1 pseudogene is annotated in these 710 nt (G+C 43.4%); it reads left to right on the top strand.

Going from position 1 to position 710, the window contains the following annotated elements:
- Positions 1 to 627 (top strand): annotated as a pseudogene (locus R7P74_RS26450) (patatin-like phospholipase family protein); the annotation flags it as partial.
- Positions 628 to 710: the final 83 nt, after the last annotated feature.

The raw sequence follows: 710 nt of genomic DNA, 5'->3' as shown, positions 1-710 counted from the left end.
TCTGTAGGCAATTTAGATTTTGAGCGAAGAGGCTTGTTTGCCAATTACCGCTTAGACACCCTCGATGATTTTGCTTTTCCTACGCGAGGTTTGTTGGTCGACCTAGAATATTTGGTTTCTCACGATACCAGCCCTGAAGAGATAGGTCAGTCCAAGCCTAAAGATATTGTGGAAGATACAGTGTATGAAATTGACGCTCGATTTAAGGGGGCAATGAGCTATCAGCGTCATACTTTAGTCGGACAAGCAGAATACAGCTTTGTGCAAAGTAAAAACTCGTCGATAACGCTGGACCCTCGTGAGTTAGGGGGCTTTTTGCATTTGTCAGGCATACCGAGAAACAGCTTGATAGGGCAAAACTTATTCTTCAGCAGTTTGGTATATCGCTACAAATGGTTCGACAATGATTTTGGATTGTTTGAAGCGCCAGTTTATGTAGGCGCGTCGCTAGAACATGGCGGTACATGGTCAGACAACGATCTGAAATTGAATGAAGCACCAGTGTATAACGCCGCATCGATTTTCTTTGGTGTGGACTCGCCAATTGGACCTATTATGTTGGCATACGGTCGTACGGAGCAGGATATGGAAGCTGTGTATTTGATCGTAGGAACGTCGTTTAAATAATTGGGCTGTAGAAAGCAAAACCTTGGCATATTTGGTCAAAATTAGCAGGACTTTAGTCGTAAGTTGCTATGTTGGTCAAAATG

Source organism: Vibrio sp. 2033, assembly GCF_033339735.1.
This window is presented reverse-complemented; position numbering and strand designations above follow the sequence as displayed.